Source organism: Paenibacillus fonticola DSM 21315, assembly GCF_000381905.1.
GTDB classification, from domain to species: Bacteria; Bacillota; Bacilli; order Paenibacillales; family Paenibacillaceae; genus Fontibacillus; species Fontibacillus fonticola.
Genome location: NZ_KB907250.1, coordinates 1 through 24,621, shown reverse-complemented (window position 1 = coordinate 24,621; position 24,621 = coordinate 1). Strand labels below are relative to the sequence as shown.

At 40.1% G+C, this 24,621-nt stretch carries 27 protein-coding genes; 5 read left to right on the top strand and 22 right to left on the bottom strand.

Annotation, left to right across the window (positions count from 1 at the left end; genetic code table 11):
* Positions 1 to 29: 29 nt before the first annotated feature.
* The 3 genes from G358_RS0107685 to G358_RS0107675 are packed head-to-tail and all read right to left on the bottom strand — an operon-like array spanning position 30 to position 3,479.
* Entirely contained in the window at positions 30 to 872 is an 843-nt protein-coding gene (locus tag G358_RS0107685) for a sugar ABC transporter permease (protein ID WP_019636625.1), read from the bottom strand.
* Positions 869 to 2,170: a carbohydrate ABC transporter permease gene (locus tag G358_RS0107680; protein WP_019636624.1), complete on the bottom strand. Its 1,302-nt coding sequence runs from the start codon at positions 2,168 to 2,170 to the stop codon at positions 869 to 871. Before G358_RS0107680 ends, G358_RS0107685 begins: the two co-directional genes overlap by 4 nt.
* A 28-nt stretch (positions 2,171 to 2,198) precedes the next feature.
* Complete coding sequence (locus tag G358_RS0107675; protein ID WP_019636623.1) at positions 2,199 to 3,479, bottom strand: sugar ABC transporter substrate-binding protein; 1,281 nt, start codon at positions 3,477 to 3,479, stop codon at positions 2,199 to 2,201.
* Between the two features lie 410 nt (positions 3,480 to 3,889).
* On the opposite strand from G358_RS0107675, the gene G358_RS0107670 reads away from it, so the two are divergent.
* The 5 genes from G358_RS0107670 (at position 3,890) to G358_RS0107650 (ending at position 9,493) form a co-directional block, all read left to right on the top strand.
* Complete coding sequence (locus G358_RS0107670; RefSeq protein ID WP_019636622.1) at positions 3,890 to 5,839, top strand: BglG family transcription antiterminator; 1,950 nt, start codon at positions 3,890 to 3,892, stop codon at positions 5,837 to 5,839.
* 192 nt (positions 5,840 to 6,031) lie between these two features.
* Positions 6,032 to 6,346: a PTS sugar transporter subunit IIA gene (locus tag G358_RS0107665; RefSeq protein WP_019636621.1), complete on the top strand. Its 315-nt coding sequence runs from the start codon at positions 6,032 to 6,034 to the stop codon at positions 6,344 to 6,346.
* A gap of 37 nt (positions 6,347 to 6,383) precedes the next feature.
* Positions 6,384 to 6,683, top strand: coding sequence for a PTS sugar transporter subunit IIB (locus G358_RS0107660; protein ID WP_019636620.1), 300 nt, complete (start codon positions 6,384 to 6,386; stop codon positions 6,681 to 6,683).
* 114 nt (positions 6,684 to 6,797) lie between these two features.
* Positions 6,798 to 8,102 (top strand): PTS sugar transporter subunit IIC, encoded by a 1,305-nt coding sequence (locus G358_RS0107655; RefSeq protein ID WP_019636619.1) that lies wholly within the window; start codon positions 6,798 to 6,800, stop codon positions 8,100 to 8,102.
* A gap of 107 nt (positions 8,103 to 8,209) precedes the next feature.
* Positions 8,210 to 9,493 (top strand): glycoside hydrolase family 140 protein, encoded by a 1,284-nt coding sequence (locus G358_RS0107650; RefSeq protein ID WP_019636618.1) that lies wholly within the window; start codon positions 8,210 to 8,212, stop codon positions 9,491 to 9,493.
* A 167-nt stretch (positions 9,494 to 9,660) separates the two neighbouring features.
* On the opposite strand, the gene G358_RS0107645 is transcribed toward G358_RS0107650, so the two are convergent.
* From G358_RS0107645 to G358_RS34250, 19 genes are all read right to left on the bottom strand, one after another.
* Positions 9,661 to 10,179, bottom strand: a complete 519-nt coding sequence (locus G358_RS0107645; RefSeq protein ID WP_019636617.1) for a hypothetical protein — start codon at positions 10,177 to 10,179, stop codon at positions 9,661 to 9,663.
* Between the two features lie 84 nt (positions 10,180 to 10,263).
* A complete protein-coding gene (locus G358_RS29630) occupies positions 10,264 to 10,752 on the bottom strand; it encodes a hypothetical protein (RefSeq protein WP_026342128.1) in 489 nt (162 codons plus the stop codon).
* Positions 10,753 to 11,373: 621 nt separating this feature from the next.
* Positions 11,374 to 11,925 carry a hypothetical protein gene (locus tag G358_RS0107630; protein WP_019636614.1) on the bottom strand — a complete coding sequence of 184 codons (552 nt, stop codon included), beginning with the start codon at positions 11,923 to 11,925 and terminating at the stop codon, positions 11,374 to 11,376.
* A gap of 103 nt (positions 11,926 to 12,028) precedes the next feature.
* Positions 12,029 to 12,184: a hypothetical protein gene (locus tag G358_RS32970; protein ID WP_019636613.1), complete on the bottom strand. Its 156-nt coding sequence runs from the start codon at positions 12,182 to 12,184 to the stop codon at positions 12,029 to 12,031.
* Positions 12,185 to 12,240: 56 nt separating this feature from the next.
* Entirely contained in the window at positions 12,241 to 12,714 is a 474-nt protein-coding gene (locus G358_RS0107620) for a hypothetical protein (RefSeq protein WP_019636612.1), read from the bottom strand.
* Between the two features lie 21 nt (positions 12,715 to 12,735).
* Positions 12,736 to 13,383, bottom strand: coding sequence for a hypothetical protein (locus G358_RS0107615; RefSeq protein ID WP_019636611.1), 648 nt, complete (start codon positions 13,381 to 13,383; stop codon positions 12,736 to 12,738).
* Positions 13,384 to 13,550: 167 nt separating this feature from the next.
* Positions 13,551 to 13,868: a hypothetical protein gene (locus G358_RS0107610; RefSeq protein WP_157274287.1), complete on the bottom strand. Its 318-nt coding sequence runs from the start codon at positions 13,866 to 13,868 to the stop codon at positions 13,551 to 13,553.
* Between the two features lie 59 nt (positions 13,869 to 13,927).
* The gene (locus tag G358_RS0107605; RefSeq protein ID WP_019636609.1) at positions 13,928 to 14,185 is read right to left on the bottom strand and encodes a hypothetical protein; all 258 of its coding nucleotides are present in this window, start codon (positions 14,183 to 14,185) and stop codon (positions 13,928 to 13,930) included.
* On the bottom strand, positions 14,186 to 14,764 hold the full coding sequence (locus tag G358_RS0107600; RefSeq protein WP_019636608.1) for a hypothetical protein: 579 nt from the start codon (positions 14,762 to 14,764) through the stop codon (positions 14,186 to 14,188).
* Positions 14,765 to 15,079: 315 nt separating this feature from the next.
* Positions 15,080 to 15,922: a barstar family protein gene (locus G358_RS0107590; protein WP_033403862.1), complete on the bottom strand. Its 843-nt coding sequence runs from the start codon at positions 15,920 to 15,922 to the stop codon at positions 15,080 to 15,082.
* 41 nt (positions 15,923 to 15,963) lie between these two features.
* Complete coding sequence (locus G358_RS0107585; protein WP_019636605.1) at positions 15,964 to 16,698, bottom strand: ABC transporter permease; 735 nt, start codon at positions 16,696 to 16,698, stop codon at positions 15,964 to 15,966.
* A gap of 12 nt (positions 16,699 to 16,710) precedes the next feature.
* Entirely contained in the window at positions 16,711 to 17,418 is a 708-nt protein-coding gene (locus G358_RS0107580) for an ABC transporter permease (RefSeq protein WP_019636604.1), read from the bottom strand.
* On the bottom strand, positions 17,415 to 18,335 hold the full coding sequence (locus G358_RS0107575) for an ABC transporter ATP-binding protein (RefSeq protein ID WP_019636603.1): 921 nt from the start codon (positions 18,333 to 18,335) through the stop codon (positions 17,415 to 17,417). The genes G358_RS0107580 and G358_RS0107575 overlap by 4 nt, the downstream gene beginning before the upstream one ends.
* Positions 18,336 to 18,426: 91 nt before the next feature.
* On the bottom strand, positions 18,427 to 19,500 hold the full coding sequence (locus G358_RS0107570) for a sensor histidine kinase (RefSeq protein WP_019636602.1): 1,074 nt from the start codon (positions 19,498 to 19,500) through the stop codon (positions 18,427 to 18,429).
* Positions 19,497 to 20,213, bottom strand: a complete 717-nt coding sequence (locus G358_RS0107565; protein WP_026342125.1) for a response regulator transcription factor — start codon at positions 20,211 to 20,213, stop codon at positions 19,497 to 19,499. The genes G358_RS0107570 and G358_RS0107565 overlap by 4 nt, the downstream gene beginning before the upstream one ends.
* A gap of 1,173 nt (positions 20,214 to 21,386) precedes the next feature.
* Positions 21,387 to 21,896, bottom strand: a complete 510-nt coding sequence (locus G358_RS0107550; protein WP_019636598.1) for a HEAT repeat domain-containing protein — start codon at positions 21,894 to 21,896, stop codon at positions 21,387 to 21,389.
* 548 nt (positions 21,897 to 22,444) lie between these two features.
* Positions 22,445 to 23,086: a hypothetical protein gene (locus tag G358_RS0107540; RefSeq protein ID WP_019636596.1), complete on the bottom strand. Its 642-nt coding sequence runs from the start codon at positions 23,084 to 23,086 to the stop codon at positions 22,445 to 22,447.
* A 309-nt stretch (positions 23,087 to 23,395) separates the two neighbouring features.
* The gene (locus tag G358_RS0107535) at positions 23,396 to 23,908 is read right to left on the bottom strand and encodes a hypothetical protein (protein WP_019636595.1); all 513 of its coding nucleotides are present in this window, start codon (positions 23,906 to 23,908) and stop codon (positions 23,396 to 23,398) included.
* Between the two features lie 8 nt (positions 23,909 to 23,916).
* Positions 23,917 to 24,621, bottom strand: a 705-nt coding sequence (locus G358_RS34250) for an RHS repeat domain-containing protein (protein WP_205621518.1), incomplete at its 5' end; no start/stop codon positions are given.

Genomic DNA, 24,621 nt, shown 5'->3' with positions numbered 1-24,621 from the left:
GCTTTGCTCCTTTGTTGGTTTATTGCAGGCTAGCCTTTCGTACCGCCAGCAGCAAGCCCTGAAATAAAGTATTTTTGTAAAAAGAGATAAATCGCCGCGATAGGAACTGCAATCAATATGGCCCCCGCCGTAAACACGGTGAAGTTACTGGAGTATTTCTCCGTAACAAAGTGGTATAAGCCGACAGCAAGCGTATACTTGCTTTTGTCATGCAATATGATGGATGGCAAGATGAAGTCGAAGATAGGCAGCATAAAGTTGGTTAGCGCCACAATCGCCAGTATCGGCGTAATCAGCGGCAGCAATATTAAAATAAAAATGCGGATCGGCCCGGCTCCATCTATTTTTGCCGCATCATCCAGTTCTCTCGAAATCGTATCCAGGTAGCCTTTGACTAGCCAGGCGTTAAATGGAATTTGCCCGCCGACATAAATAAGGATTAAGCCTATCAACGAATTGAGCAGCCCGATCAAATTCAGGAAAATGTATAGCGCCACCATCGCCATCATCACAGGGAACATCTGCAGCAGCAGGAAGGCGTACATCCCGCTTTTTCTACCAATAAACTGGAATCGCGACAAAGCATACGCTGTCATCGAAGTAAAGAAAATGGACAATAGACTGCTGACCGTCGAGACGATGAGCGTATTTTTGTACCAGGCTACATAGCTGCTCTCCGGACTTGTAAACAGCCAGCGGTAATGGTCCAGCGTAGGCTCCCGCGGTATGATGCTTGCCGAGTACAGACTCGTTCCGGAATTGAACGACAGCCCCACCGCCCAGGCTAAAGGATAGAAGATAATAAGCGACATCACGAGAATAACGCCATAAATGGAGGCAACCTCCAGCCTCGATTTCCACCGCAGATTCATCCGAAATCACGCTCCTCTTTGAACGACTTCGTCCGCCTGAATTGAATAAAGGCAAAGACGATGACGATGACGCCAATGATCAGCGAGATTGCAGCCGCCATATTATAGTTGTTTGTTGTAAAGGTCAGCTTGTACACCCAGGAGATCAGAATGTCTGTACCGCCTGCCGTTTGCCCCCTGACCGCAGGCCCTCCGCCATTGAACAAGTAAATGATATTGAAGTTGTTAAAGTTGGCCGTGTATTGAATAATGAGCAGTGGTGCAGTAGCAAACAAAACATGCGGCAGTGTGATATAACGAAATTTCTGCCATCTTGTTCCGCCGTCCACATCCGCCGCTTCATAGGCATCATGCGATATGCTTTGCAGCACGCCTGTAAACAGGGCAAACAAAAACGGGAAGCCGAGCCAAACTTGAATACTGATTAGAGCGAACTTCGTAAACAGCGGATCCGTCAGCCACGGAAGCGGCGCGATATTCAGCCATTGCAGGATGGTGCGGTTAATCGCTCCAAACTGATCGTTAAACAGCGCTGAGAAGATCATAATCGTAACGAAGTTCGGGATCGCCCATGGCAAAATCAGAATCGTCCGAATCAAGCGCTTGAACTTGATGCGCTTGTCATTCACCAGGATAGCGAGGAACAAGCCCAATCCAATTTGGAGCGTAGTCGATACGATCGTCCATACGAGCGTCCATGAGAGCACTTTTAGAAACGATTGATTCCAGATCGGCACCGTAACGAGATTGATGAAATTATCAAAGCCTACCCAATCTACCAATTGCCGCGGCGGCGAATGATAGAGGTCATAGTTCGTGAACGCTAAGGAAATAGCAAATAAAAGCGGAAAAATAACAACGAAAATAAGTAAAATAAATCCCGGCACTGACAACAAATAAGGAAAGCTGTTCATGTATGCCTGCTTGATCGTCTCTCTTAACGGGGGCCTATTCCACCCCAGACGGATTTGCTCTGCCTGCCGCTTCGCGTCGCGAATATTAATCCCATATATAAGAGCCGCGATAGCCAGCATAATTATCGATAAAATGCCGTAAACGAGCAGAAAGATCGAATGGTCTAGCTTGGGAATCGTCCCCAGCGTGACGATCCCCCATAGTCCTAGTCCAATAAAATCAGCAAAGGTTACAATGAAAACGAGCTCAATGACGATAAAAATGATGGCTTTAAAATAGCTGCGATTATAAAGCTGACCTAATCCAGCAAATAAAATGGACAGCAGCATCGCCAGCCACGGTCGATGTGTCGAATGCCGTGGGATGTACTGAGATTCCTCCATCCCGCTTCCTCCCTTATGTTAAAATGGCTTACTGCCCAGAAGCTGCGATTTGCGCGGAAATTTGCTCCGCCGTTTCATCGAGTACCGCCTTTGGATCATCGCCTTTGACGATAAAGTCAATTGCACTATCCATTTCCCACACCGCGCTCATCTCCGGAATGTTCGGCATGGACACCCCGCTTTCAATCTGAGCCACGAAACCTGCGTACAGCTCATTCGCAATCGCCTGCTGGGCGTCCGGATGTGCCGGAATTTCCCCTGTCTGCTCATAAAAAACCGTCGCGTTGGACGCGTTCGTTAGATAAAGCGCAAGATCCTTAGCCCAATCCTGGTGCTTGGAATACGAAGAAATAAACCATGATTTGACCCCAACGAAGGATGGGGCAGGCTTACCATTAACTGCCGGAATTTGCGCTGTACCGAGTTGATCGCCAAGCTTGTCCTCATAAGTCTTCATCGCCCATAAGCCGTTGATGACCATTCCGACCTTACCTTCCAGGAACAGCGTGTCCATGACATCAATCGTCATTGTTGCTGGAATGCTGGCATCCTTCACCAATTGCCCAAAGGACGTCATTCCCTGTACAGCGCCGTCATTGTTCAAACCGAGGTCGGAAGCGTTATATTTGCCCCCCGACTCTCCAAAAATATACCCGCCGTAGTTCACAATAAATGGAATTGCATAATAAAAATCCGGAACCATCAGAAATGCATAGCGGTCTTCGCTGACATTAGTTAAGCTGCCGGATATGTTCGAAATTTCCTCTAAAGAATCGGGGATTTGCTCCAGAAGTGATTTATTGTAGTACGCAGCATAGGTCTCGATCGAGATCGGGAATCCATAGGTCGCCCCGTCATATTGAACAGCCTGCAGTGCAGCATCGCTATACTGCCCGCTTTCCTCCCCCGAGAGCTCAACCGGTTCGGCCAGCCCCTGAATGACAAGATCGCCTAATCGGTCTTGAGGCTGGTAGAACAAATCGGGTCCGTTTCCGGCGGGAGCTGCCAACGCAAGCTTCTGCACCTGCTCAGAACCGCTAACAGGAACGACGTCGACTTCAATTCCTGTCTCAGCCGTATAGCCTTGTGCGAGCTGCTCCACTACCTTCAGCTGGTTGCTATCATCATTAGACCAAACTACAAGCTTGGCCGGCTTGGCGCTATCACCTACCGATAGTTGTTGGCCAGGTTCATTGCCTTCGTTATTTCCCGTACTCCCTTCACCCATTTGCCCTTCTCTGTTCGGCGCACATGCCGTTAATGAGATTAAAAGAATGAAGATGAATGACCACATCCATGCTTTCTTCAAGAGAACTCCCCCTCTTTTTCTACTTTACTTATATTATAAAACGCCTCCAAAGAGGTAGATATATAATAAAACTATAGGATGTATATAATAATTTTGATTGCTATCTGAATTTAGCTCCACCGGAGCTTAACAACACTAAAACAAACTTAACAAAACATCATTCTATAAACCTTTCAATAAATAAATTCATCTTGCTATTTTGCTAATCAACATAGTAATATCGAATGAAGACAGGAAACAACGCACAAAATATAGATGTATTAAATTAAACACGATCTAAACAGGAACTTAACAATCTATTTTAACTCACAGCATTTGTAGATTCATGATTCTGTAATCGTTGTTCATACTACGGAGGGATTCGAGATAACTCGGGCTTATTTTCGCTAGGAAGGAGGATGTTTCATATTATGAATACACGTATGATTTCAATACTCCAGCATTTACTCGTTGCTGACGTTCCTGTTAAGAGTGAGCATCTTGCCAAATTGATTCAGGTCACTTCACGAACTGTCCGCAGCGATATTCGGGAACTGGATGATTTCCTAAGCAAGTATGGGGCGGCGATTGAGCCTATACGATCAAGGGGATACGCTCTCAAAATAACGGATGATCATTCTTTTCGCGCATTGCTGCAGCAATTGTTTATCTCAGGCGAACCCAATGATCCAGCTTCTCCCGATTACCGTCAATTGTATATTATCAGGCGGCTCCTCATTGCAGACCATTTTTTAAAGCTAGAGGATCTGGCCGATGAACTTTATGTAAGCAGGTCTACCCTGAACAATGATTTCAAAGAGGTAAGGCAAGTGCTGTCGAACTATGGAATTTCAATCGATACACGCCCTAATTACGGGATTAGACTTAAAGGCGATGAAATGCGGTTGCGGTTCTGCATATCCGAATTTATCATCAACCGTTCAAACGACGAGCAAATCGATCATTTGGAAAATACGACACGTATACTTGCTCCTAAGGAAATGACCCTGATTCGCGGAATCATTCTGGAGAAAATCAAAAAATTTGGCGTTTCTCTTTCCGATGTGGCCTTCAACAATTTGGTCATTCATATCGCGATTGCCTGCAAGCGAATCCGTGACGGCAATCAAATAGCGATGCATACGATAGAAATAGAGAGTATTCGCAATGACGAAGAATTTAGAGCAGCCGAACAAATCGCCGAGCTTATTGAAAATGAACTAAACATAGCCTTTCCCGAGACTGAGATTGAATATATATCTCTGCATCTGGCAGGAAATAAGTGGGTTTCCGGGGCGAAAGAGCATCCAACGGACAGTATCACTCCCGACAAGCTCTTAAACGCAAACATCTATGAGTTGGGTAAAAGCATACTCTTTGAAATTGACAAAGACTTGAATCTAAAGATCAGCCATGATTCCGAGCTGTTAATAGGTATTTGCCTGCATCTGAAACCAGCATTAAACCGGGTGAAATACGGCATGAACATTCGCAATCCCATGCTGGATCATGTGAAAACCAATTATCCGCTCGCCTTCCAAGCCGGAGTCATCGCGGCCAAGTTGATAGAAAGCAAGCTGAATATTTCGATTCCAGAAGCGGAGATGGGTTTCTTGGCCATTCACGTAGGAGCCGCAATGGAACGACAGCGAATGAAATCCCGGCCTAAGCGCTGCCTTGTTGTGTGTACTTCCGGGGTTGGCAGCGCGCGCCTGCTCTACTATAAGCTGCAAAGCACATTTGGAACCCGGCTTGAAGTGACAGGAACGACCGAATACTATAAGCTTTCACAGATTCCCTTGCACGACATCGATTTTGTCGTAAGCACGGTGCCTATTCAAGAAACGCTATCCGTTCCGGTCGTTGTGGTTCAAACCCTGCTTGGTGTAGGCGATATGGATAAAATCGAAGCGCTGCTCAGCGGTGAAGAAGAGCATCCCCTCCGCTACATTCGGGAAGACCTTGTATTTCTGAGACAAAACTTCACAAGCAAAGAGGAGGCGATCTCATTTCTCGGCGAGCGTATCCATGCCGCCGGATTGATCCGTTCTTCCGAAGGCTTTACTGGACTTGTCCTTGAGCGCGAAAATGCGGCACCCACCGCTTATGGAAATTTAGTAGCTATTCCCCACCCATTAATCCCGCAAAGCGACGGTACCATATGGGCCATTTGCACACTCAAGCAACCTATTGACTGGTCTGGAAAGCCCGTTCAATTTATATGTCTGCTCAGTATTGACAAGAACGGTGAGGAGCCCCCGACTACGATGTACAATCATCTGATGAGGATCGTAGATCATTCGGAAATCGTTCAACAGATGCTGGATTGCGAAACCTATGATGAATTTACTCAAATTATGATTAAACATAGTTTGTATTGAAGCATAAAGCCTAAACTCCGAAAGCCATGCATTCCTATTTCGACACTAGGGATCATAACTTCGGAGTTTTTGTTTTGTCCAAGACCAACCGATTTCCGCTCGTAGCGGAAAAGGAATGCATTCATAAGTTTCATGTAATCGTATACACTGAATTTGCAAGATACAGAGAGAATATACTACGAGGTGATAGCAGTGGACGAATATCAGGAAATTATCATGGAGATCATTACAAATTCGGGAGTCGCCAAGAGCAAAGCGATGGAAGCAATCCGTCTCGCGCAAAATGGCCAAGCAGAACAAGCGGAAAGCTGTCTTCAAGAAGGGAAAGACGAACTGGTCAAAGCGCATAAAGCGCAAACCCGTTTGATCCAGTCTGAAGCAAGCGGAACCGCCTATGAAATTACACTGCTGATGATACATGCGCAGGATCATCTGATGTCGGCAATCACGATCCGGGATCTGGCTGAACATGTCGTGGAGCTTTATAACAGACTGAATCGTCAATGAAAGCAAGCAATTTTACTGTGATAAAGGAGGAACTACAATGAAGCAAATTACATTAGTTTGTGCAGCCGGAATGTCAACGAGCATGCTTGTACAAAAAATGTTAAAAGCCGCACAGTCGCAAAACCTCGAAGTCGAAATCAGAGCCACATCCGAAAGCTCGTTTAAAGAGTATGCAGACAAGACAGATATTTTGCTCATCGGGCCGCAGGTTGGTTATCTGGAAGCTGATTTCAAAGCAAAATATGAGTCTAAAGGCATTAAAGTGAGCGTTATCAATACAATGGACTACGGAATGATGAACGGAGAAAAAGTGCTTGCCGATGCTTTGGCTCTTTAATAATCCACAACTACGCGGATTTTCTAGGGGGCGGATGGATCAGCGTCCGCCTAATCAAATGGAAACGCTCTCTAAAACATCATTTATGAAAGTAAAGAGCAGGAGTTGAATAATATGGCTAGTCAACAAAAGTTCTCACATAAACTACAAAGAACCGCAGGAAAAATTCAACAAAATCGTTATATGAGTGCAATTTCCAATGGGCTGATGTCCACGCTTCCTTTTCTAATTATCGGCGCCTTTGCTACGCTTTTCTCCGCCCTGGCATGGGAGCCCTATCAAAACTTTATCGCGCCTGTGAAAGGCATGATCGGCCTGGCATCGACGATGACTACCGGGATTATCGCTGTATATGCAGTGTTCTTCATTGCTTACAGGCTGGCTCAAACCTTTGATAAGGATCCGCTCATTCCCGCGGCAACCTCCTTATTGTCATTTTTAATCGTCACCCCGGTTCAAAGTTTTGATACCGTTCGGGCATTGCCGCTGCAATGGCTGGGGGCGCAGGGATTGTTCGTCGCCATGATCGTAGGACTACTGGCCTCGCGCCTGTACATTTGGTTTGTTGATCGCAATTGGACGATTAAAATGCCAGATGGCGTTCCTCCAACCGTTGTTAAAACATTCTCCGGGCTCATTCCTGCAATTTTGGTAGCTTTGCTATTCGTCATTGTTGCCGGACTGTTTATGCAGACTTCCTTTGGTACGATTCACGATTTCATTTATACCTATCTGCAGGTACCGCTGGAGGGACTTGGCGGATCACTCGGGGCCTTGATCGCCGCAGTGCTGATTATGCAGGTGCTCTGGATGTTCGGAATCCATGGAGCAATCGTTACGTTAGCTATCGTAAAGCCGATTTGGATGAGCCTGGATTTAACTAATCTCGAAGCCTTCCAAGCCGGAGCTCCTTTGCCAAACATTATCGGAATGGCTTTCTGGTCGCTCTTTTGCAATTACGCACCAATGCTGGGCTTTACCCTGCTGCTGGTTTTTATGGCCAAAAGCAAGCAGCTGCGCACCATCGGCAAGCTTGGACTTCCGGGCAGCTTCTTCTCGATCCACGAACCGCTGATCTTCGGGATTCCGGTCGTATTGAATCCGGTGCTTGCTATTCCTTTTGTCATGGCTCCTATTATTTGCGCCGTGCTTGGATACTTCGCCACTACGATCGGCTTGCTGCCGGCGCCGATAGGCATTTATCCGCCATTTGGCACACCTATATTCGCGCTTGGGTTCCTTGAAGGCAGCTGGAAGCTGGCTGTAGCCCAATTGGTCCTGATTCCAATTAGCATGCTGATTTACTATCCTTTCTTCCGGACACTGGACAAGCAAGCCCTGAACAAGGAGCTAGAAGCTCAGGAAAAGCTTGAGCAAGAACAGACCGGCGGAACAACGGCAAGCCCCGTTATCTCATAATCATTCTATAGAGAGATACAGTACAAAAATAGAGGGATACAAAACGAAAACGGCGGATCATTAGTAGTCCGCTGTTTTCGGTATCATAATAGCTGGAGTGAAAACCTATGATCAAACTTGGAATATCTGAGAATAAGCGTTATTTTATCAATGAAGGTGCGCCTTTCTTCTATTTGGCCGATACGGTTTGGAGCGCATTTACTAACATTACCCTGGAGGAATGGGCCCACTATCTGGATTTCCGCAGGCAGCAAGGTTTTAATGTACTGCAAATGAATTTGCTGCGGCAATGGGATGCCAGCGGCAGTGAGCTGCATTTCGAGCCTTTTGCTGCCCATGCGGACGGCAGCTACAACTTCTTTGAAATCAATGAGTCCTATTTCGATAGAGCTGAAACGATGGTGCAAATGGCGGTAGAGAGAGGATTCGTCCCTGCTCTGGTCTTGTTATGGTGCAATTATATTCCGGATACGTGGGCTTCCAAAATTCGTGAAGAGCCCAAAATGCCTTTAGAAGCGGTAGAGCCCTATGTTCTTTATACCGTTAACCGATTTTCAAAATATCATCCTATTTATATGGTCAGCGGTGATACCGACTTTCCTTCTGTACGAGCAAATCAATACTACTCAACCACACTCCGTACCGTAAAAAAGCATAGTCCACAGTGTTTAACCGCTCTGCATATCCAAGGAAGGCTGGCCATGCTGCCCGATGAGTTTTCCAGCAGTCCAGAGCTCGATTTCTACATGTATCAGTCCGGCCATAATTCGCAGTTTCAATCTACGACATATACCCTTGCGATGGACTTTTACAATAAGCCTGATATCCGGCCTATAATAAATTCAGAGCCCTGCTATGAGCAGATGGGCTTTAGCCGGAGGGTTTACGGCCGCTTTACCCGGGCCGATGTCAGAAAAGCCGCCTGGCAGAGCCTTCTTTCCGGGGCGGGAGCAGGTGTGACCTACGGGGCGCACGGCATCTGGAGTTGGCATAAGAAAGGCCAGCGCTTCGGTGTAACAGGCGAAGGCTTCGACAGCCCTTACGATTGGCAAACAGCGCTCAAATTTGAAGGCGCCTGGGATTACGGATTTGCTAAATGGCTTTTTGAAATGTACGAATTGACCGATTTGCGCCCATGGAACATCGTGCTCAAGAACACCGAGGAAATTCGTGCGGCAGCCACCGCAGACTTCACCAGAGTGGCCGTCTATATCCCATCCAACACCGTACTGCAACTGGATGCGGATCTTAGCGATTACCAGCTTACACTGATAGACTTGGAGCAGCGGCGGTTTTCAACTCCCCAAATGACCGTTCGGGACAAAATCTCTATAATGGATATGCACGATTTTGAAGCGGATGTTCTACTGATTGGCATGAAGAATAGTTGAATTTCCACTGCGCTCAACCAGATGAATTAACACAATCTTCAATTTCATAAAGTTATTTAACTGATCGAGACAAGTCGAATGATCCAAGGTGTAATTAAAGAACCCCAAAACAGGCCTTTCCAGCATTCGTGGGAATAGGCCTGTTCTAAAATAACAATTCCAGCTTGTCATATTTCAAATGGATAAACTGCCGATAACCCCGTCTTGATTTTTTCGATTTCGGAAATGAAATTTAGTCTGTACGGCTCTTTAAGGTCTAAATTTTCGTCAAAATAAACAGTACTCTCCGTATGAAACAAATTCTCTTTCTGCGCCATCAGATCTGCCAGCACGAACCATTCTTTTAGATGAATATGCATAGCTTGATAATTTTCCAAATCATGATCGTAAAAATAAACCGCATCCTCTTCAGCTCGCTCTGGCCCAGGAATTAACCACAAATCACCTTGCCCCGTTTTGGCGAAAATCCACATCCCCTGCTCACTTTTGAAATGACTCGCATATTCGGTGTTGTATTTTTTGGCTGTTTCATAGGATAGCAGGATATGATCTGCCGCAATGAGATGATCGGACAAGTTTTGGCACACCCATAAATAATCTTCTGAAAAATTTTCTCGAACTTTTTCGCGGGTTTGCCTTTTTTTCAAGCGGCCCACTATTTCTTCAAAGGTTCTTAATTTAAACATAGGCTCCTCTCCTTTGGCGCTCAAGGATCACTCCATATTTATGTAAAGACTTCATCATTGTAAATTGCCTGAGGCTGAATTTCATCAGGAGCATTGCGTGAAGAAAATTCCTGCATCATTTTCATTCTCAAGCACATTTAAAAATAGGTAGCCCACAGCATCGCTTAGAAAGAAAATATCCTTAAAATCTTCGCCAAAATCGCTTCCATAGAGTTGAAGACAAAACAATAGATGATCAAGGGAAAGACTTTCCTGCTGCACATAGCCAGGCTTTCCTCCCATTTTTGAACCAATATAATCCGGCCCTTCTACCGTTTCGCTTAATATCATTTCTCGAGCAGGAATAATGAAATTGGATTCATTTCGGGGTTGTCCTATAGGATGTGCAATTACTTTTGTATAGCCATTCTGAATGATGGCCAATTCAGCAGGGTCGCCATGGTAAGTTATTCTATCCAAAAAATAATCTTCTTTATGATATGTAGTAAATACAGATATGGCATAATGTTCTGGATAACTCGTTCCAAGTGCCTCATTCACAAAATCCATAGGTAAATGAATAATAAATGTCAACTTCCCGCCTTCAGGGTTTTCGGGCCAATCCATATCTAAGGGCAGTAAACTGGCACCGCCAATGCGGGGAACATTTAGTTCATAGTCAACATTTTTGAAAACAATCTCGTTTGACTGCGATATGTTAATCCTTCCTTTCCTTTGCCGATTTAGGATACTGATATCATGAATTCCAATACTCTACGTCAGGATTGAGTTTTGAACCTACATCCCCCTCTTTGTTCCAATCATAAGAAAGGTAGCCTTCAGAATCTAAAAAATAGACCTGTTGTTTATAAAACTCTATGATCGTTTCAAAAAATTTTTCTGATGAATTAGAGATTAACTCTAGCTTCCCTTCGTCATGCAGCAGTAAACAAATGCAATGGTTCCCGTTTATGTTCTCTACGTAACAAATATATGTATCAGTCGAAAGCCAGGTATAAAATCCATTAATTTTTGATCTCTTATATCCCTTTCAGTCCCTTGGACAACGCTATAAATAACATGAATCAAAGTAGGCAAAGTAAAATTGGGTATGCTGCTCTGCCACTTCTCTTTTGCAAGCCCCAAACTTTCCGGATAATCCGGGCGTAACGTTCTGGATAGTTCAATAAACTCCTCGAACAACTCTCTTAGCATTTAATCCTCACTCCATACATTTACTTCATACGGCCCATCCCAAGGGTCAATATATAAACCTAAGCGTCTTATTTCTTTTACGGCTTTTTCGCAAATGATCGTACTGCCAATATCCATGTAATAATCATAGGAAAAATTCAAAAAGAATAAGTCCCGGTTCCTTAGTTGACACGATATGGCTTCTCTCATACCTAATCTGATGATCCATTCTACTTGTTTTCCGGAGATCGTAAGCCCATGTTCTAATAAGTAATAAAAATCAGTTAGTTCGCGAGAATAACATTTTGGATATCTTTTTGCATGTTCTAAAAATATCTCTTCCCTTAGTTTGTCAAATAAATGAATTTCAAGTTCTTGAACCTGAACACTCCTCATATAGATTTTTACAGCTTCGACATGCCTATCTTCAGTCAACAAGTACTCATCCTCAGTAAATAAAATCCCTTGAAAAGTTTGTCCAATGTCAACAATAGATGTCCAGGTCGGAATTTTCGGTTTATTTATTTGATGCTGTTCAAGCGGTGGGTACTTTCGAACTTGCCAATAGTGCATTCTGATCCTCCTTTCGATGAAATGCATTCTAATCTAACTACTGAAAAGTATTTGACTAACTTCCGTGTTGGTGTGAGTGTAGTGCCTTTTATTTGGATAAAAATCAACCTGCTCCAATGGCGGTGCCTTCTCCAAAATAGGCGTGAGATCCCCGTCTTTTAAATTCCAGAACTTTAATTTTTTCAATCGTTTCAGCTTTTTTATGAAAAGGATGGATTTCAAGCGCATTTATACTATCATTAAAACTATATTTCTTCATAAAGGGTACCTCACCGTTGATTTAAATTACCTTATAGATGGGCAGATGGATCAAGGTTACAAACAGCTTCCAGCTTCAATAATCCTACAATCTCTTGATAAAGTTGTTTTATTGTAATAGAACGATTGACCTGTCTGTTTATCTAAACTTTCCGCCAGGGTGGTTACTTCGCAGATCAATGAAATGTACCGTGCCATCCAAAGTGAAATGTCAAACATACGATCATTAAATATTTCTTGAATTGAATCGGTTGTCATTGCTTCAAGAACATATTGAAAATTCGGCCACTTTTCACTATGCTGCACGCTTCTTAATTCAAGCTCGAATCCTAAAACTTCAACGTACCCCACCCAATCGTATGGTTCATCTTCCCTTTCTTCATATCTTAATGCAGGTATTTCTAAACCACTTCCTATTTTTGAACCTAAGTCCTGTAGAGTACCTTCAAAATGAATAAAAACCTTTAAGCGAGCACCGTATATGTTTTCTGCAATCGCCATACTGACCTCCGATTTGAGTTTGATAGCCATCCTCAATTTCCTTGTAGGAGCTTATGAAAATTGCCAAAATCCTGCTACCGTTTGTTTGAACGCGCCATGTTCTTGTAGTTGCGTAAATACATATAACGCCCCGAAATTAAAAGGCATATTCCCTTTAACCAAAGTGCTTGGATACCCGTCTTCATCTACTTGTAACAGAAAAGCAAATGAATCCTCCATTAACTTTGCAAAGTAATATTTCTCATCTTGGATCAGCCTCGGAGAACCACCCATTTTTATTAGAAAAGACTGCTCCATTGACGCCTTGTCGCTTACGATTTCCCCATCATCGATCGAATGCTTGATAAGATCTGGGTGAGTGAAAATATTACGATCACTTTCAGCGGTTACAGGGTGTTCAAATATTTGAATCGAACAGTCGGGATAAATTTGATTCTCCAAATAATCTTCAAAATCAGCCGGAATAAAGATCGAGATCGCACGATCCTCTTTGAACGGATTAACAATAGTTAAGTAAAAATAGTACTGCCTCCCATTGGCATTAACCAGATCTTCTCTTGAGTCAAAAAGCGCTGGCGCCTTTCCGCCTATCCAGCTTTTAGAGGTCTCATTGTACAGACTTGCTTGAAACACTAAACAGTGGGTTTTCTCAATAAAAATTTTATTGAAGTTTTCCATAATCATATTAGAATTCCACATGATGACATTCACCCCTCCTTTATTTTATCGTCTTGTTTATATGTATATTTAGCTTTTTATTCAATAAAAAGCCTTGAAAGGCACGACACCAATCAAGGTTTTATGCTGCTGGACTATTCTGTTGTTTGGAATAGATTCAGGAACAGACCAGATCCATAACAATCACATTACCCCAATTCGAAATTAGGATTAAATATTTTCTGACCTTTACAAATTTGCATCTCCGTTAAATTCGTCCGGGTATGTTGCTCTATAAATTGTAGAGCATCACTGAGGTTATCAAACTTCTTAATTTCCTCTCTTAAATATTTTTCTGCGGCTAAATCTTCTTCTTCAATTTCATCCACATAAACTTGATATTTCTCCCGCCACTTTTGGATACCAACAGACGACCAAATTTTTTTCTCATTGATCTCAAATGAAAAAACCTTTCCTAATTGCTTTCCTCCCTCAATCCATTGAATCTTTTTTTCCGTATTCGCCATTGTTTTGAAGCCTGCTTTCCGATAATGTTTATTCCTGCCTTGCGAGATATGCTTTTGTTTCACACGGCCGGGTAAGCTTCCATCATTAGCTTTTCTGGTGGAGAAAGTTGATCGTCTGCTTTTAATATGCTAGCTTCGACTTTTTCCGATTTAACAAACGTAAATTCATATGTCTCAAATAAATTAATGGTTGCCGGCAGCGCACTGAAAATTAATGCATAATGTTCTTCTGAATTATGTATTGGTTGTGCATCAGCTATGCTTGCAATTTCAATTCCATCTTTGCCAACTGTAAATGGGACAATGATTACACGCATTTAAGGCTGCATAAATTTTAGCATTTTCAAAAGATCTGTACATTTTTTGTTCCATTTCAAAGCAATTTCTTGATTAATTTTAAGTACATCAATTATTTCATGTTGATTAATATATTCCTCAAAAGTCTGATATTCTGTTTCATCATCAGGATAATCACTATGCCACTTGTACGTTCGGCTAATTTCAAAATAGATTTCATCCTGAATATTGTAAATATATGTTTGAATGCCAATATCGCTCGAGGATGACCAAACTATAAAATTTTCTGCTGGGTCATCAATATCTAAATTATCGTCTGTCCATAGTTCATGGGAATACATATTATGATAAAACCCAATTCCCCTCTCAATATATTCGTTATTCATTTGTAGTTCAAAATTTAATGCTTTTGTAAGTGAGTAGTTTAATGTTTTTATCGCTTCTGATATAAAATCATTGGTAAAAAGTTCATATTCGCCACGATCATTGAAGTATTTTATTGATACATTAATGTATGGATTAATATTTTTTTCCTCTGAAGATAAAAATAATTTCATGTACTTTGAATCTGAATATTTAAATTCAATAACATCACCCATTTATTCCTCTCCTTGATTGATCATTGTTGATGCGAGATTAGGAACTATACATTAGATTGTCATTATCATAAAGGCTTTAGTCATTAAAGAGGAAAGCAAGTTTAGAAGCCAATTTATAGATTCAGAAACAGCAAATCTGAATATGTATGTATTTGAAACAAAAGCTGCCTTCGATCAAATAGATAGCTTTGAAGAAGATAAAAATTCGGGACGCATATCTGCAGTAGTGCTGGATCATAAGCTTACTGAGTATGCAAAATATTTCATTTTAATAGGGATGACAAAGGAAATTGGAAATTAGTCGCAATAGATTAGTTACTCAAATACAATAGTTACCCCCACATTTTTTATTATCTCAACCAAGGCTTGGAAAAGAGGTCTATCCCCCAATTCCTCAAGTTCAGGCTTATCGAGTAGTTTATCGCCCAAACTCCGTTTATATTCAATGTCTCTGACCCAGGAATTTGTATCTAAACATTTTTCCGCCACCAGATGGTTTTTCCATATAAGAGTGAAAGGTGCCGTTGCCCCAAATCCTCCGTGGACACAATCAATTAAAGAGCACACATCAAATCCATAGTAGCCCCCTGGTCCATTAATAGCCTCTCCTAATGCACAAAAGAAAGAAGGATAATCCGTCACATATGTGCCATCTAGGTGAAAAATAATCTCCTCAGTTTCATAACAATTTGATTTATTTATGTTATAGTTTGTTACTACTTTTAACCAAGCCCTTCTTTCATCTTCCGAAAGACTAGACCACTCATTCTTTCTTAATGGTTGGGAGATTCTCCACATGTTCCAAATTTCGAGTTCTTTATGAGCTAGTACTTCCTTTAGAGAGCCTCTTAAAATAATATCGGTTTTGCTTTCAGGGAATCCAGTTTTATGATAACGAATGTCATCAAAAATAGAAAATAAGAACTTTCCAATAGGGCTACTATTTTTATCAATTATACAAATATGAACCAATCTATTGATCGACTCTTTCCTCTTGTTCATATATTCCTTAAATTCTTTACAAAAAACAAACTCTTTCAATTCAATTTTATGAAAAGATAAATCCCCCTCTGAATAAATCTCTCCGCTTAGCCCCTTAATGCCTTTACAAAAACCAATTACTAATTCGCTTCTATTAAGAGAGAACTGATAGTCCACTTTTTCCCACCCACTATAAATTAGTGTGTTCCATATTAGAGCTATAACCAATCCCTTCTCACAAAAAATCTCCTTCCACTAAATAAATAAACCATTCCAGTAAGCAACACAATAAACCATAAACTATAAAATTCTACTCTTGGAGCATAACTTGCTGTCTGTGGCATCATTATATAGTAGGGAATGGTAAAGGGGAACCAGGCCCCTATTGAAGAGTGAAACCCTGTTAGGACAATATTGGGTACGACATAGCATATGGACATGGCAAACGCTGCTCCGAAGTTGCGAATTTTGATCGATAGTATAAGCTGCAATGCTGCTAATGGAAAGATTCCAAACCAGCCCCCCACAATCGTATAGGCCAGGACATCCCATGGAATCACTCCTGGAAGGTGAAGTAAATACCCTGTACAAAGATAACCTAGTAGAAATATGATCTGAACCAGTGCCAGAATCAAAATTAACAATAAATATTTAGCATAATAAAATTTGTATCTCGGAACTGGTGAACTTAGGACTGTTCTCCAGCCTCCATCCCGATGCTCGTATAAACATAACAATGAAGCAAGAATTCCACAATATAAGGGGTAGAAAAACATCGCATGGAAATTTACACTATACATATATAAAGTGGACCAATTCGGCATGAAGAACTCTTTTAAACTATCAAGCTGCATGATCCCCATCGCTGCATTAACAGTAGTGTCTAGAAATATAAGTAAGATTACAATACTCCATTGTACTTTCATCGCTTCCGTACGTAACAGGATTCCCATTTCAACCTCCAACTAATCAAATTCTCTTTTGGCAAACTGTAATGAACATGCAGTAGACAGCAACAATCCAATTCCAATAGATATCCAAATCCATTGTAAGTGCCCTGGGATTAATGGACTAGATAGTGCTGGATACGACCAAGGGAGAATTTGAATCCATATGGAATTACTTCTTGCAAGAAATAGACTGGCAATTGAACCGAATATCCCCACAGCGATCGGCAATGCCTGATTAAAATTTATGGACGATAACCATAATTGTATAGCCATAATCGGGAGGGATGAAATGCACGCGAAAAGCGGCTGTAAAATCATAAGATTCCATGGCATTGGTTCATCCGTATATAGCAACCAAATCACGCACATGCCAATAATACTTATCATTACTGTGCATAATTGCAAAATGAATACCCATCCCAATTTCGACCAATAAATATAATTTTTAGGCACAGGCATGGTCATAAGTTGCTTCCATGTCCGAGTATCATGCTCGGTGCTTGCTAGAATGCTTGTAAGGAGTGTAGTTCCTAACAGCATTATAAAGGATAAGAACATATACATGACCGCAAAACCCGCATATACCCCACCAGGCCCTTGGCGAAAGTAAAGATACCACTCTAAGGCAGTCATACTTATTAAAATTACACCTTGAATTAATGGAATCCATTTACATATGCTTTTTAACTTAACTCCCTCTGCTCGCATTAAATTAAATATCATAAGCTATGCTCCTGGCCCGTTAATTCTAGAAATATATCTTCTAGTGTTTTCTTCTTCTCAGCAACACGATAAATTTCATGTTGGCTATTAACAAGTAATTTAATCATTTCAGCTGACTGCGGTTTCTCTATAACTGAGGTTTTCACCTGATTAGTGACCAACTCGGGATCTGCATCCCAGCCATATTGTCTTAAAGCAATTGCCGCCTCTTCTGGATGATCCGTTTCTATCCATAGATAGGGCCTGCTCTTTTCTGTCAGCTTTTGTATAGATCCCTGAAATATTAATTCACCATTATTAATAATACCTACATGTGTTGCAACTTGTTCAATTTCACTAAGCAAATGACTAGATATTAACACTGTTATCCCATAGTCACGGGGAAGTCTAGTAATCAACTCACGAATTTCTTGAATTCCTGAAGGATCCAAGCCATTTGTTGGTTCATCGAGAATCAACAATTTAGGATAAGTAATAAGTGCTGCAGCGATTCCTAGTCTCTGTTTCATTCCCAGGGAATAATTCTTTACCTGACGGTAAGCATCCTTATCCAACCTAACTAATTTAAGAACTTCTTTTATTCTAGTTTCAGAGATTCCCCGGATTAAAGCTATAATCTTTAAATTCTTATATCCTGACAAGTGGGCATAGTAAGAAGGCGATTCTACAAGGGAACCAATTTCCCCCAGAATATTTATTCTATCTCTTTTTAAATCTTTACCTAATATGCTAATTTCTCCGGATGAAGGTTTAATCAGTCCTAGTAGCATTCGAATCGTAGTTGTCTTTCCAGCTCCATTTGGACCCAAAAAACCATATATCCCCCCGATTGGAACCTTTAAATTAATCTCTTTTACCGTTTCCCGCCGTCCGATTCGTCGAGTTAACTGTTTCGTGTCTATTGCATACTCAAGCATTATCCGATCCTCCCGATTTACGATTACTAACATTTACAGCATATCGATGTAAAGTTAATACCAGGTAAACGAGATATAAACAACAAGGAAATTATTGTTTGTGCTTTGGTAATAGTACTTCAAGTCGCGTCCCTTTCGGCGTAATTGAAAAAATATTCATTTCCCCCTGATGGGCTTCAATAAAAGCTCTAGCTATAGCTAATCCTTTACCCGAATTATATAGACTTCCCTCTATTTGCTCTTTTCGTATGCCTTCCCCATCATCCTCTATAGTAATAATAATTACATCTTCCTCGGATCTGATATCGCAAGTGACATGTATACCCGTTTCATTATGAATTACTGCATTAATTAATATATTCTGAAATGCTCTGCCTAATAATCTTCTATCAAATTCAACGGAAATGGATGTCATATCCGTTGAATAAGTAAACTTAGCCTGTTCAGCTAACGGATGATTAGCAATATCGATCACAATATCACGAAGAAAATCTATTAAATTATCTTGCCGGAGACTAATTGGAAAATTGATATTAGACCATTGGCTAGAATGATTCAAATCTTGAATCAAGCTTTTCAAATCAAGTGCTTTATCTAAAATCTGCTGACTGAAGCTCCGCTTCTCCTCATCCGTCCAGTTGTATTCCCTGGTACATAACATGTATGCATAACCCTCAATATACGATAGTGGAGTCTTCAAGTCATGGCTAATAGCTGCAATCCATTCTTGCTTTTTTACTTCCATGTCCAAACGTTCCTTCTCACTGGAAGATAACTGTGTCGATAATAAAGTCAGTTGTTCGAATACTTCCTTATATAAATTATATGGACGACAATAGTCATGCGACTGAGATGACTCGTCTTTGGATTTACGATAATGATTCCTTGGGATAGTATAGTTTCCCCTAGACAGCCTGCCAATCCAACGAATCAAATAAACCAGCGGTTTACCTATATACCAGCCATAAGCAATAATAAAAAATAAACTTTGTGCCAATACCAGTACATTCAGATAATCCCTAATACTAATAAATTGCATAAAAACAAATTGATTTTGAAAAATTACAATTAATATAGTGAGTACGATAAAACAAAACATATAACTTAACGCAAACAGGAAGGTTGTTTTGAAGAACCGAAGTACCAATTTAACTAAAGAATTCATTTCTCCACACCCTTTGGAAACATCATCTTATAACCTAGCCCCCGTACATTAACAAGAAATTGGGGCTTTTTAGGGTTGGGTTCGATTTTTTTTCGTAATCGGGATATATGTATAACTACTGTTTTTTCATCTCCAAGATAGGGTTCATTCCAAACAGATTCATATAAGTGACGAGTACTAAAAATACGGTTCGCATTACAGCATAAAAATACAAGCAACTTCCATTCAAGCGCTGGGCACTCTACATGCTTTCTTTCTACAATCAGTTCCCCAGCTTCAAGCTCAAGCTGAAAATAGCCAAAATCAAGTGTGGTCAACTCGGGCCTAGCAGGCTTCCTTTGATGCATTTTATACTTACATCGCGCTTTTATCCTCGCAACAACTTCTAATGGATTAAATGGCTTTGTAATATAGTCATCCCCCCCGATACCAAAACCCATCAATTTATCTAAATCAGTATCACGGGCGGTTAAAAAGAGAATCGGAATTTCAGTAACTTCACGCATTTTACGACATACTTCAAACCCATCCTCATTGGGAAGCATTACATCGAGAACAACTACATCAATATGATCCTCCGCCAAGATCTTCATTGCTTCAGAACCTGAACCCGCTATTTTTATTTTCTTGTATCCCTCCTTCTTTAACACGGTCGTTAACATTTCACACAAACCCTTTTCGTCATCTACCAATAATATTGTGATATCTTCCACTAGAATAACCCCCTCATTTGTCTTCAATTCCATTCATAATTCTGCTTGTTCCTCTTCTTCATCGTTCACTAAATCAGTGAAAAAATCAAAAAATGTTTCCCAAGTATGTGGCGGTGAAATGAATGACATTGTATTTATTCTTTCGGCATCTATTGCATCGCACCATATAACAGATGGCGTTTTGGGTATCCATTACAATAATACTGTTTGGTGGCTCGGCTAATACTACAAAATCAGAAGGCAATTTAATAGCAGTTCTTAGCCTAAGTGTTTCATCTACAATGTTAGGGAAAATATCCTCATTAGTGAATGCAAAACAACTTATTCTTCCCAGTAACCCACCGCTATAAAAGCTTGATAGATAATACCTCCTTGATACGAATTTATCGATTCAGCTTCACTTTTATCTCTCTATACTTTGAACAAACACAAATGACCCGCAAGTGTTCACTTTTTTAAGTGTCCATCTTACGGGTCACAGTTCACTCTCTACGTAAATTACTTAATTGTTATTTAAGTATATCGAGTTGTTTCCATTCCGACTCACCCAAATCCGTAAAAAGATAAACAACATCTGGTTCATTCTTGAACCTTACATAAACAGGATATTCGGGCATTTTGCTATGTCGAGCTTTAATGCTAACAATATCAGACTTCGAATAATCTTCTAACATTCTTGTTTTCCAACAGGTAGGGGTTAGGGAAAAAACTAACTTAGTTGTAATAACCTTCTCCGACTTGCCATAACAAATACTCAATTTTTTCGACAAGTTCCTTCTTATCCCGAGTTTCAAAAGAAACCAAGGGATTTCCCCAATCATGGTCTTTAATTAACTCGAGTCCATAAGCCCCCTGGGGGTCTCCTTCGGGATACCAACCAACATCCAGAAAAATATTATATTTTGTATGTTTTACTTGAAGTAAATCTTCTTTTCATTATCTCCGTCTGGCTTTTTAAGGTAGTCTCTCAATCGCTCACCTGCTATTTCAAAGGGATTTTCTTTATTCTATCTCTTGCTAACGTAATTACAGTTGTGTTCTGACTCTCGCAAGCATATTCAATAAGAATTCCCAGTAAACAATTTCCCGAAATTTTCAATACTTTCATAAGCATTAGGTAGTACTTTATCAAGTGCTTCACGTATTCGCAACTCGATTGGATCAACATATTCGCTATTCGTCATTTTCTACCTCCAAATGTTCATGAATTAATTCAATAATATCTTTATCATCTTCTTTTTTCAGAATATCCTTCATTTTCTCAATAATACTCTCCTCATCTATCTGAGATAAGGCTGTAATTGATGCGTACCTAATATCTGAATCCTTCTCCTCAAGCAGTTTAATAAGTGGTTCAATAAGTATCGTATCAGGAAAGCTCGAGGCAATCTGGGCATTCCAGTATCTAACACTTTTATGTTCACTGTCCAAGGCATTAATTAAATGTGGCAGGACTAGCTCATTATCAAATTTAACGATGACATCTTCAATCAGTTGATAAACTCCAAAACCATCACCATTCCCAAAAGAATTTAAAAGGAGGGGAACACAAGACGGATCTGGATTACTGAGGAAAAACTTTCTTACTTCGTCGTATTTTTTAATAGTCTCATCTTCTAAAACACTGTCATCAACAAGCGGTTGATTGTTTCTTAAGAATTCAATGGCCTCATTTAAATCCATTTTTTATTAAAGCCTCCTAAGTGGACTTACACAAAAATGTTGACAGACTCTTACAATTTAATTTTTCCTGTTAGAAGATTGCTTGTTTCCAGTCAGTTTCACATTTTTTTTCGTAAATAATAAAACCTTCAGTTGAAGATTTTTTTTCAAGCATCCTTATAGCGTCATATTTACTACAATCTTTTTCAATATATATTTCATCTTCTAAAAATAAGAAAAATATAGAGCTAGATTCATCGTTATTCGCTAAAAAGAAACCAAATAATTCTATGCATTGAGATTAACGGATTCATGCCTCTTATATATAAGCCTATGACATCACCATTATCTTCCTCTAGGTAAAGAACATGGTCTAATCTCTCGTTATCATCCTCATTCTACACAAAGCCTATCAAGGCAAACATTGCTTAATCAATGTTGTCGTATGCATCTCCCATCGAAAAACCTTTTACTTCGACACACTTAATTAGCTCATTAAGTATTAAATCCTTTACAAGCTCATCATCATAAATACTCAAAAAAATAACCCCTCATTTACCGTAATATAATTATTTACTCAATGGATCGACAATAAAGTCATATTCATCAATACTTTTATTAAAATTAAAGTTCGGTAATTCCTCATTTCGTTGAAAATCAAGAATATAACCGAAATCAGCCTCTAATCCCTTTTTCGGATCACAGTAACCAATAATACTTACTCCATAATTACCATTTGCAATTTTAGTATAATCATTTAATGTTGTTCTGTTCTCTAAATTCCCCTCATAATTTACAAAGAATTCCTCATCCCAGTCCATAATCGCAGAAATATCAGAAACAATAACCAAACCACTAGTTATTTTCAAAGGAAACGGTTCGGTTTTAAAGATCCTCCAATCTATAGGTACACTTGTTAAAGAATCATACTCATTTTTTATAACAATTGTGTAGTCTAAGTTAGGAATAGGATAGATAGGTATTATTACTCCTTGAGTGATGGCCTCCTCTCCTACGTCTTCATATTGATTGAAATAGCTTATTAAATCAGTATTAACAATTTTTTTCTCTTGAATGAAACTAGAAAGTGTCATTGGATCAAAAACAACGATCCCTGGAAATTCGAGCGTTATTTTTAACTTATTATTTTCCACCGCATATTCTCCTGTCATCATTTCAATTTTCGCTTCCTTACAAGCTTCTATTACCATTGATATTCTCTAATATTCTTTCCTCCATATTAATGGAAAAATACGTAACATATCTTTCAAGTCCTATCACTTCACGCTCAGTTATTGAGGTAACCTTACCTCCCTCCCAAAGTATAGGGGGATCCCCATGATTAACTTAATTTTTTCATACCCTACAACGTATTTGTCGAAATTTTTATCAGACTTAATTATTTCCCATCGTCCACGTCTAAAACATTGAGGTGCTACATTCACTGGGCTTTACTTTCCTGTTTAACGACAACCGCGCCTTTCTTTATTGCCAGGCTTACCAAAAATGTTGATAGTCTTTTAGAAGATTACTTGTTTCCAGTCAGTTTCACATTTTTTTTCATAAGTTATAAAGCCTTCAGTTGAAGACTTTTTTTCAAGCATCCTTTTAGCGTCATATTTACTACAATCTTTTTCAACATACATTTCATCTTCTAGAAATAAGAAAAATATAGAGCTAGATTCATCGTTATTCGCTAAATAGAAACCAAATAATTCATTGTATTGAGTGCTAAAAAACAAACATAAATACTCTACTTTTAGTCTAATATTTTCTTTACATTCAATTAATCCTTCTTCATAACTAGCAAATAAATTAAAATCATCCAAATCATAAATTCTATGCATTGAGATTAACGGATTCATGCCTCTTATATACAAGCCTATGACATCACCACTATCTTCCTCTAGGTAAAGAACATGGTCTAATCTCTCGTTATCATCCTCAGCATGTAAATAAATAATATTTGAGAATTTTTTTTGTACAAAAAAATAATCAAACTTTTTTTTAAAAGATAGTATATAATTATTCATTCCCGTCCTCACTTTCTAATCAAGTTTAATTCCGATTTCAACTTACTTGACAAACGATCTCCTTTTTTGTTTAAAAAAGTCAATATCTCGTTTGCATTTCGATTAACTAAAACAACTGCATCCCCCTTAACAAAAGCATCTACAGACTCAATTGTATTCCAGTTAAAAGGTTTCGAATTAGCGAGATTTTTGGAATCATTTACAATTGATAAAATAAACTTTTTCATCCCTTCTTTATCCCCTTTTACTATTTGAACACCCAAAGCCTTTGAAGTTGTATAAATATCTTGAGCATGTTTTCTTAATTTTGTATCGAAATTTGGGCTAAATTTCGGGCTACCATTACCCGTCCCCTCACCAGTTTCACAATGCCGCGTTGAATTACCGCCACTACCGCCACCATTCTTCTTAAGCCCAAATACATCCACCCAAATAATCGGATCGTCTACATACCCATACAGACGGATGCCTCCAGCCAATCCAATCGGATCCTGCTGTGTGTACATGCCTTCATGTGGCGAGTAATAGCGGAAACGGTTGTAATACAGCCCGGTCTCTACGTCCTCATATTGGCCCGGGTAGCGGAACGGACAGGCGTTGTGATCACCCTTAAGAATAAACTTTCTTACGTTCCCGTAGATGTCCAGCTCACAAGACCATACCTGCTCCCCGTGCTCATCATACATTTTCACAGGAGTACCCAGGTGGTCAGT

What these genes read in the sequence shown, in the direction of transcription:
- G358_RS0107685 (WP_019636625.1), bottom strand. Translation starts at nt 872, where the DNA reads ATGAATCTGCGGTGGAAATCGAGGCTGGAGGTTGCCTCCATTTATGGC.
- G358_RS0107680 (WP_019636624.1), bottom strand. Translation starts at nt 2,170, where the DNA reads ATGGAGGAATCTCAGTACATCCCACGGCATTCGACACATCGACCGTGG.
- G358_RS0107670 (WP_019636622.1), top strand. Translation starts at nt 3,890, where the DNA reads ATGAATACACGTATGATTTCAATACTCCAGCATTTACTCGTTGCTGAC.
- G358_RS0107660 (WP_019636620.1), top strand. Translation starts at nt 6,384, where the DNA reads ATGAAGCAAATTACATTAGTTTGTGCAGCCGGAATGTCAACGAGCATG.
- G358_RS0107655 (WP_019636619.1), top strand. Translation starts at nt 6,798, where the DNA reads ATGGCTAGTCAACAAAAGTTCTCACATAAACTACAAAGAACCGCAGGA.
- G358_RS0107650 (WP_019636618.1), top strand. Translation starts at nt 8,210, where the DNA reads ATGATCAAACTTGGAATATCTGAGAATAAGCGTTATTTTATCAATGAA.
- G358_RS0107645 (WP_019636617.1), bottom strand. Translation starts at nt 10,179, where the DNA reads ATGTTTAAATTAAGAACCTTTGAAGAAATAGTGGGCCGCTTGAAAAAA.
- G358_RS0107630 (WP_019636614.1), bottom strand. Translation starts at nt 11,925, where the DNA reads ATGCACTATTGGCAAGTTCGAAAGTACCCACCGCTTGAACAGCATCAA.
- G358_RS32970 (WP_019636613.1), bottom strand. Translation starts at nt 12,184, where the DNA reads ATGAAGAAATATAGTTTTAATGATAGTATAAATGCGCTTGAAATCCAT.
- G358_RS0107620 (WP_019636612.1), bottom strand. Translation starts at nt 12,714, where the DNA reads ATGGCTATCAAACTCAAATCGGAGGTCAGTATGGCGATTGCAGAAAAC.
- G358_RS0107615 (WP_019636611.1), bottom strand. Translation starts at nt 13,383, where the DNA reads ATGTGGAATTCTAATATGATTATGGAAAACTTCAATAAAATTTTTATT.
- G358_RS0107610 (WP_157274287.1), bottom strand. Translation starts at nt 13,868, where the DNA reads ATGGCGAATACGGAAAAAAAGATTCAATGGATTGAGGGAGGAAAGCAA.
- G358_RS0107605 (WP_019636609.1), bottom strand. Translation starts at nt 14,185, where the DNA reads ATGCGTGTAATCATTGTCCCATTTACAGTTGGCAAAGATGGAATTGAA.
- G358_RS0107600 (WP_019636608.1), bottom strand. Translation starts at nt 14,764, where the DNA reads ATGGGTGATGTTATTGAATTTAAATATTCAGATTCAAAGTACATGAAA.
- G358_RS0107585 (WP_019636605.1), bottom strand. Translation starts at nt 16,698, where the DNA reads ATGGGAATCCTGTTACGTACGGAAGCGATGAAAGTACAATGGAGTATT.
- G358_RS0107580 (WP_019636604.1), bottom strand. Translation starts at nt 17,418, where the DNA reads ATGATATTTAATTTAATGCGAGCAGAGGGAGTTAAGTTAAAAAGCATA.
- G358_RS0107575 (WP_019636603.1), bottom strand. Translation starts at nt 18,335, where the DNA reads ATGCTTGAGTATGCAATAGACACGAAACAGTTAACTCGACGAATCGGA.
- G358_RS0107570 (WP_019636602.1), bottom strand. Translation starts at nt 19,500, where the DNA reads ATGAATTCTTTAGTTAAATTGGTACTTCGGTTCTTCAAAACAACCTTC.
- G358_RS0107550 (WP_019636598.1), bottom strand. Translation starts at nt 21,896, where the DNA reads ATGGATTTAAATGAGGCCATTGAATTCTTAAGAAACAATCAACCGCTT.
- G358_RS0107540 (WP_019636596.1), bottom strand. Translation starts at nt 23,086, where the DNA reads ATGGTAATAGAAGCTTGTAAGGAAGCGAAAATTGAAATGATGACAGGA.
- G358_RS0107535 (WP_019636595.1), bottom strand. Translation starts at nt 23,908, where the DNA reads ATGAATAATTATATACTATCTTTTAAAAAAAAGTTTGATTATTTTTTT.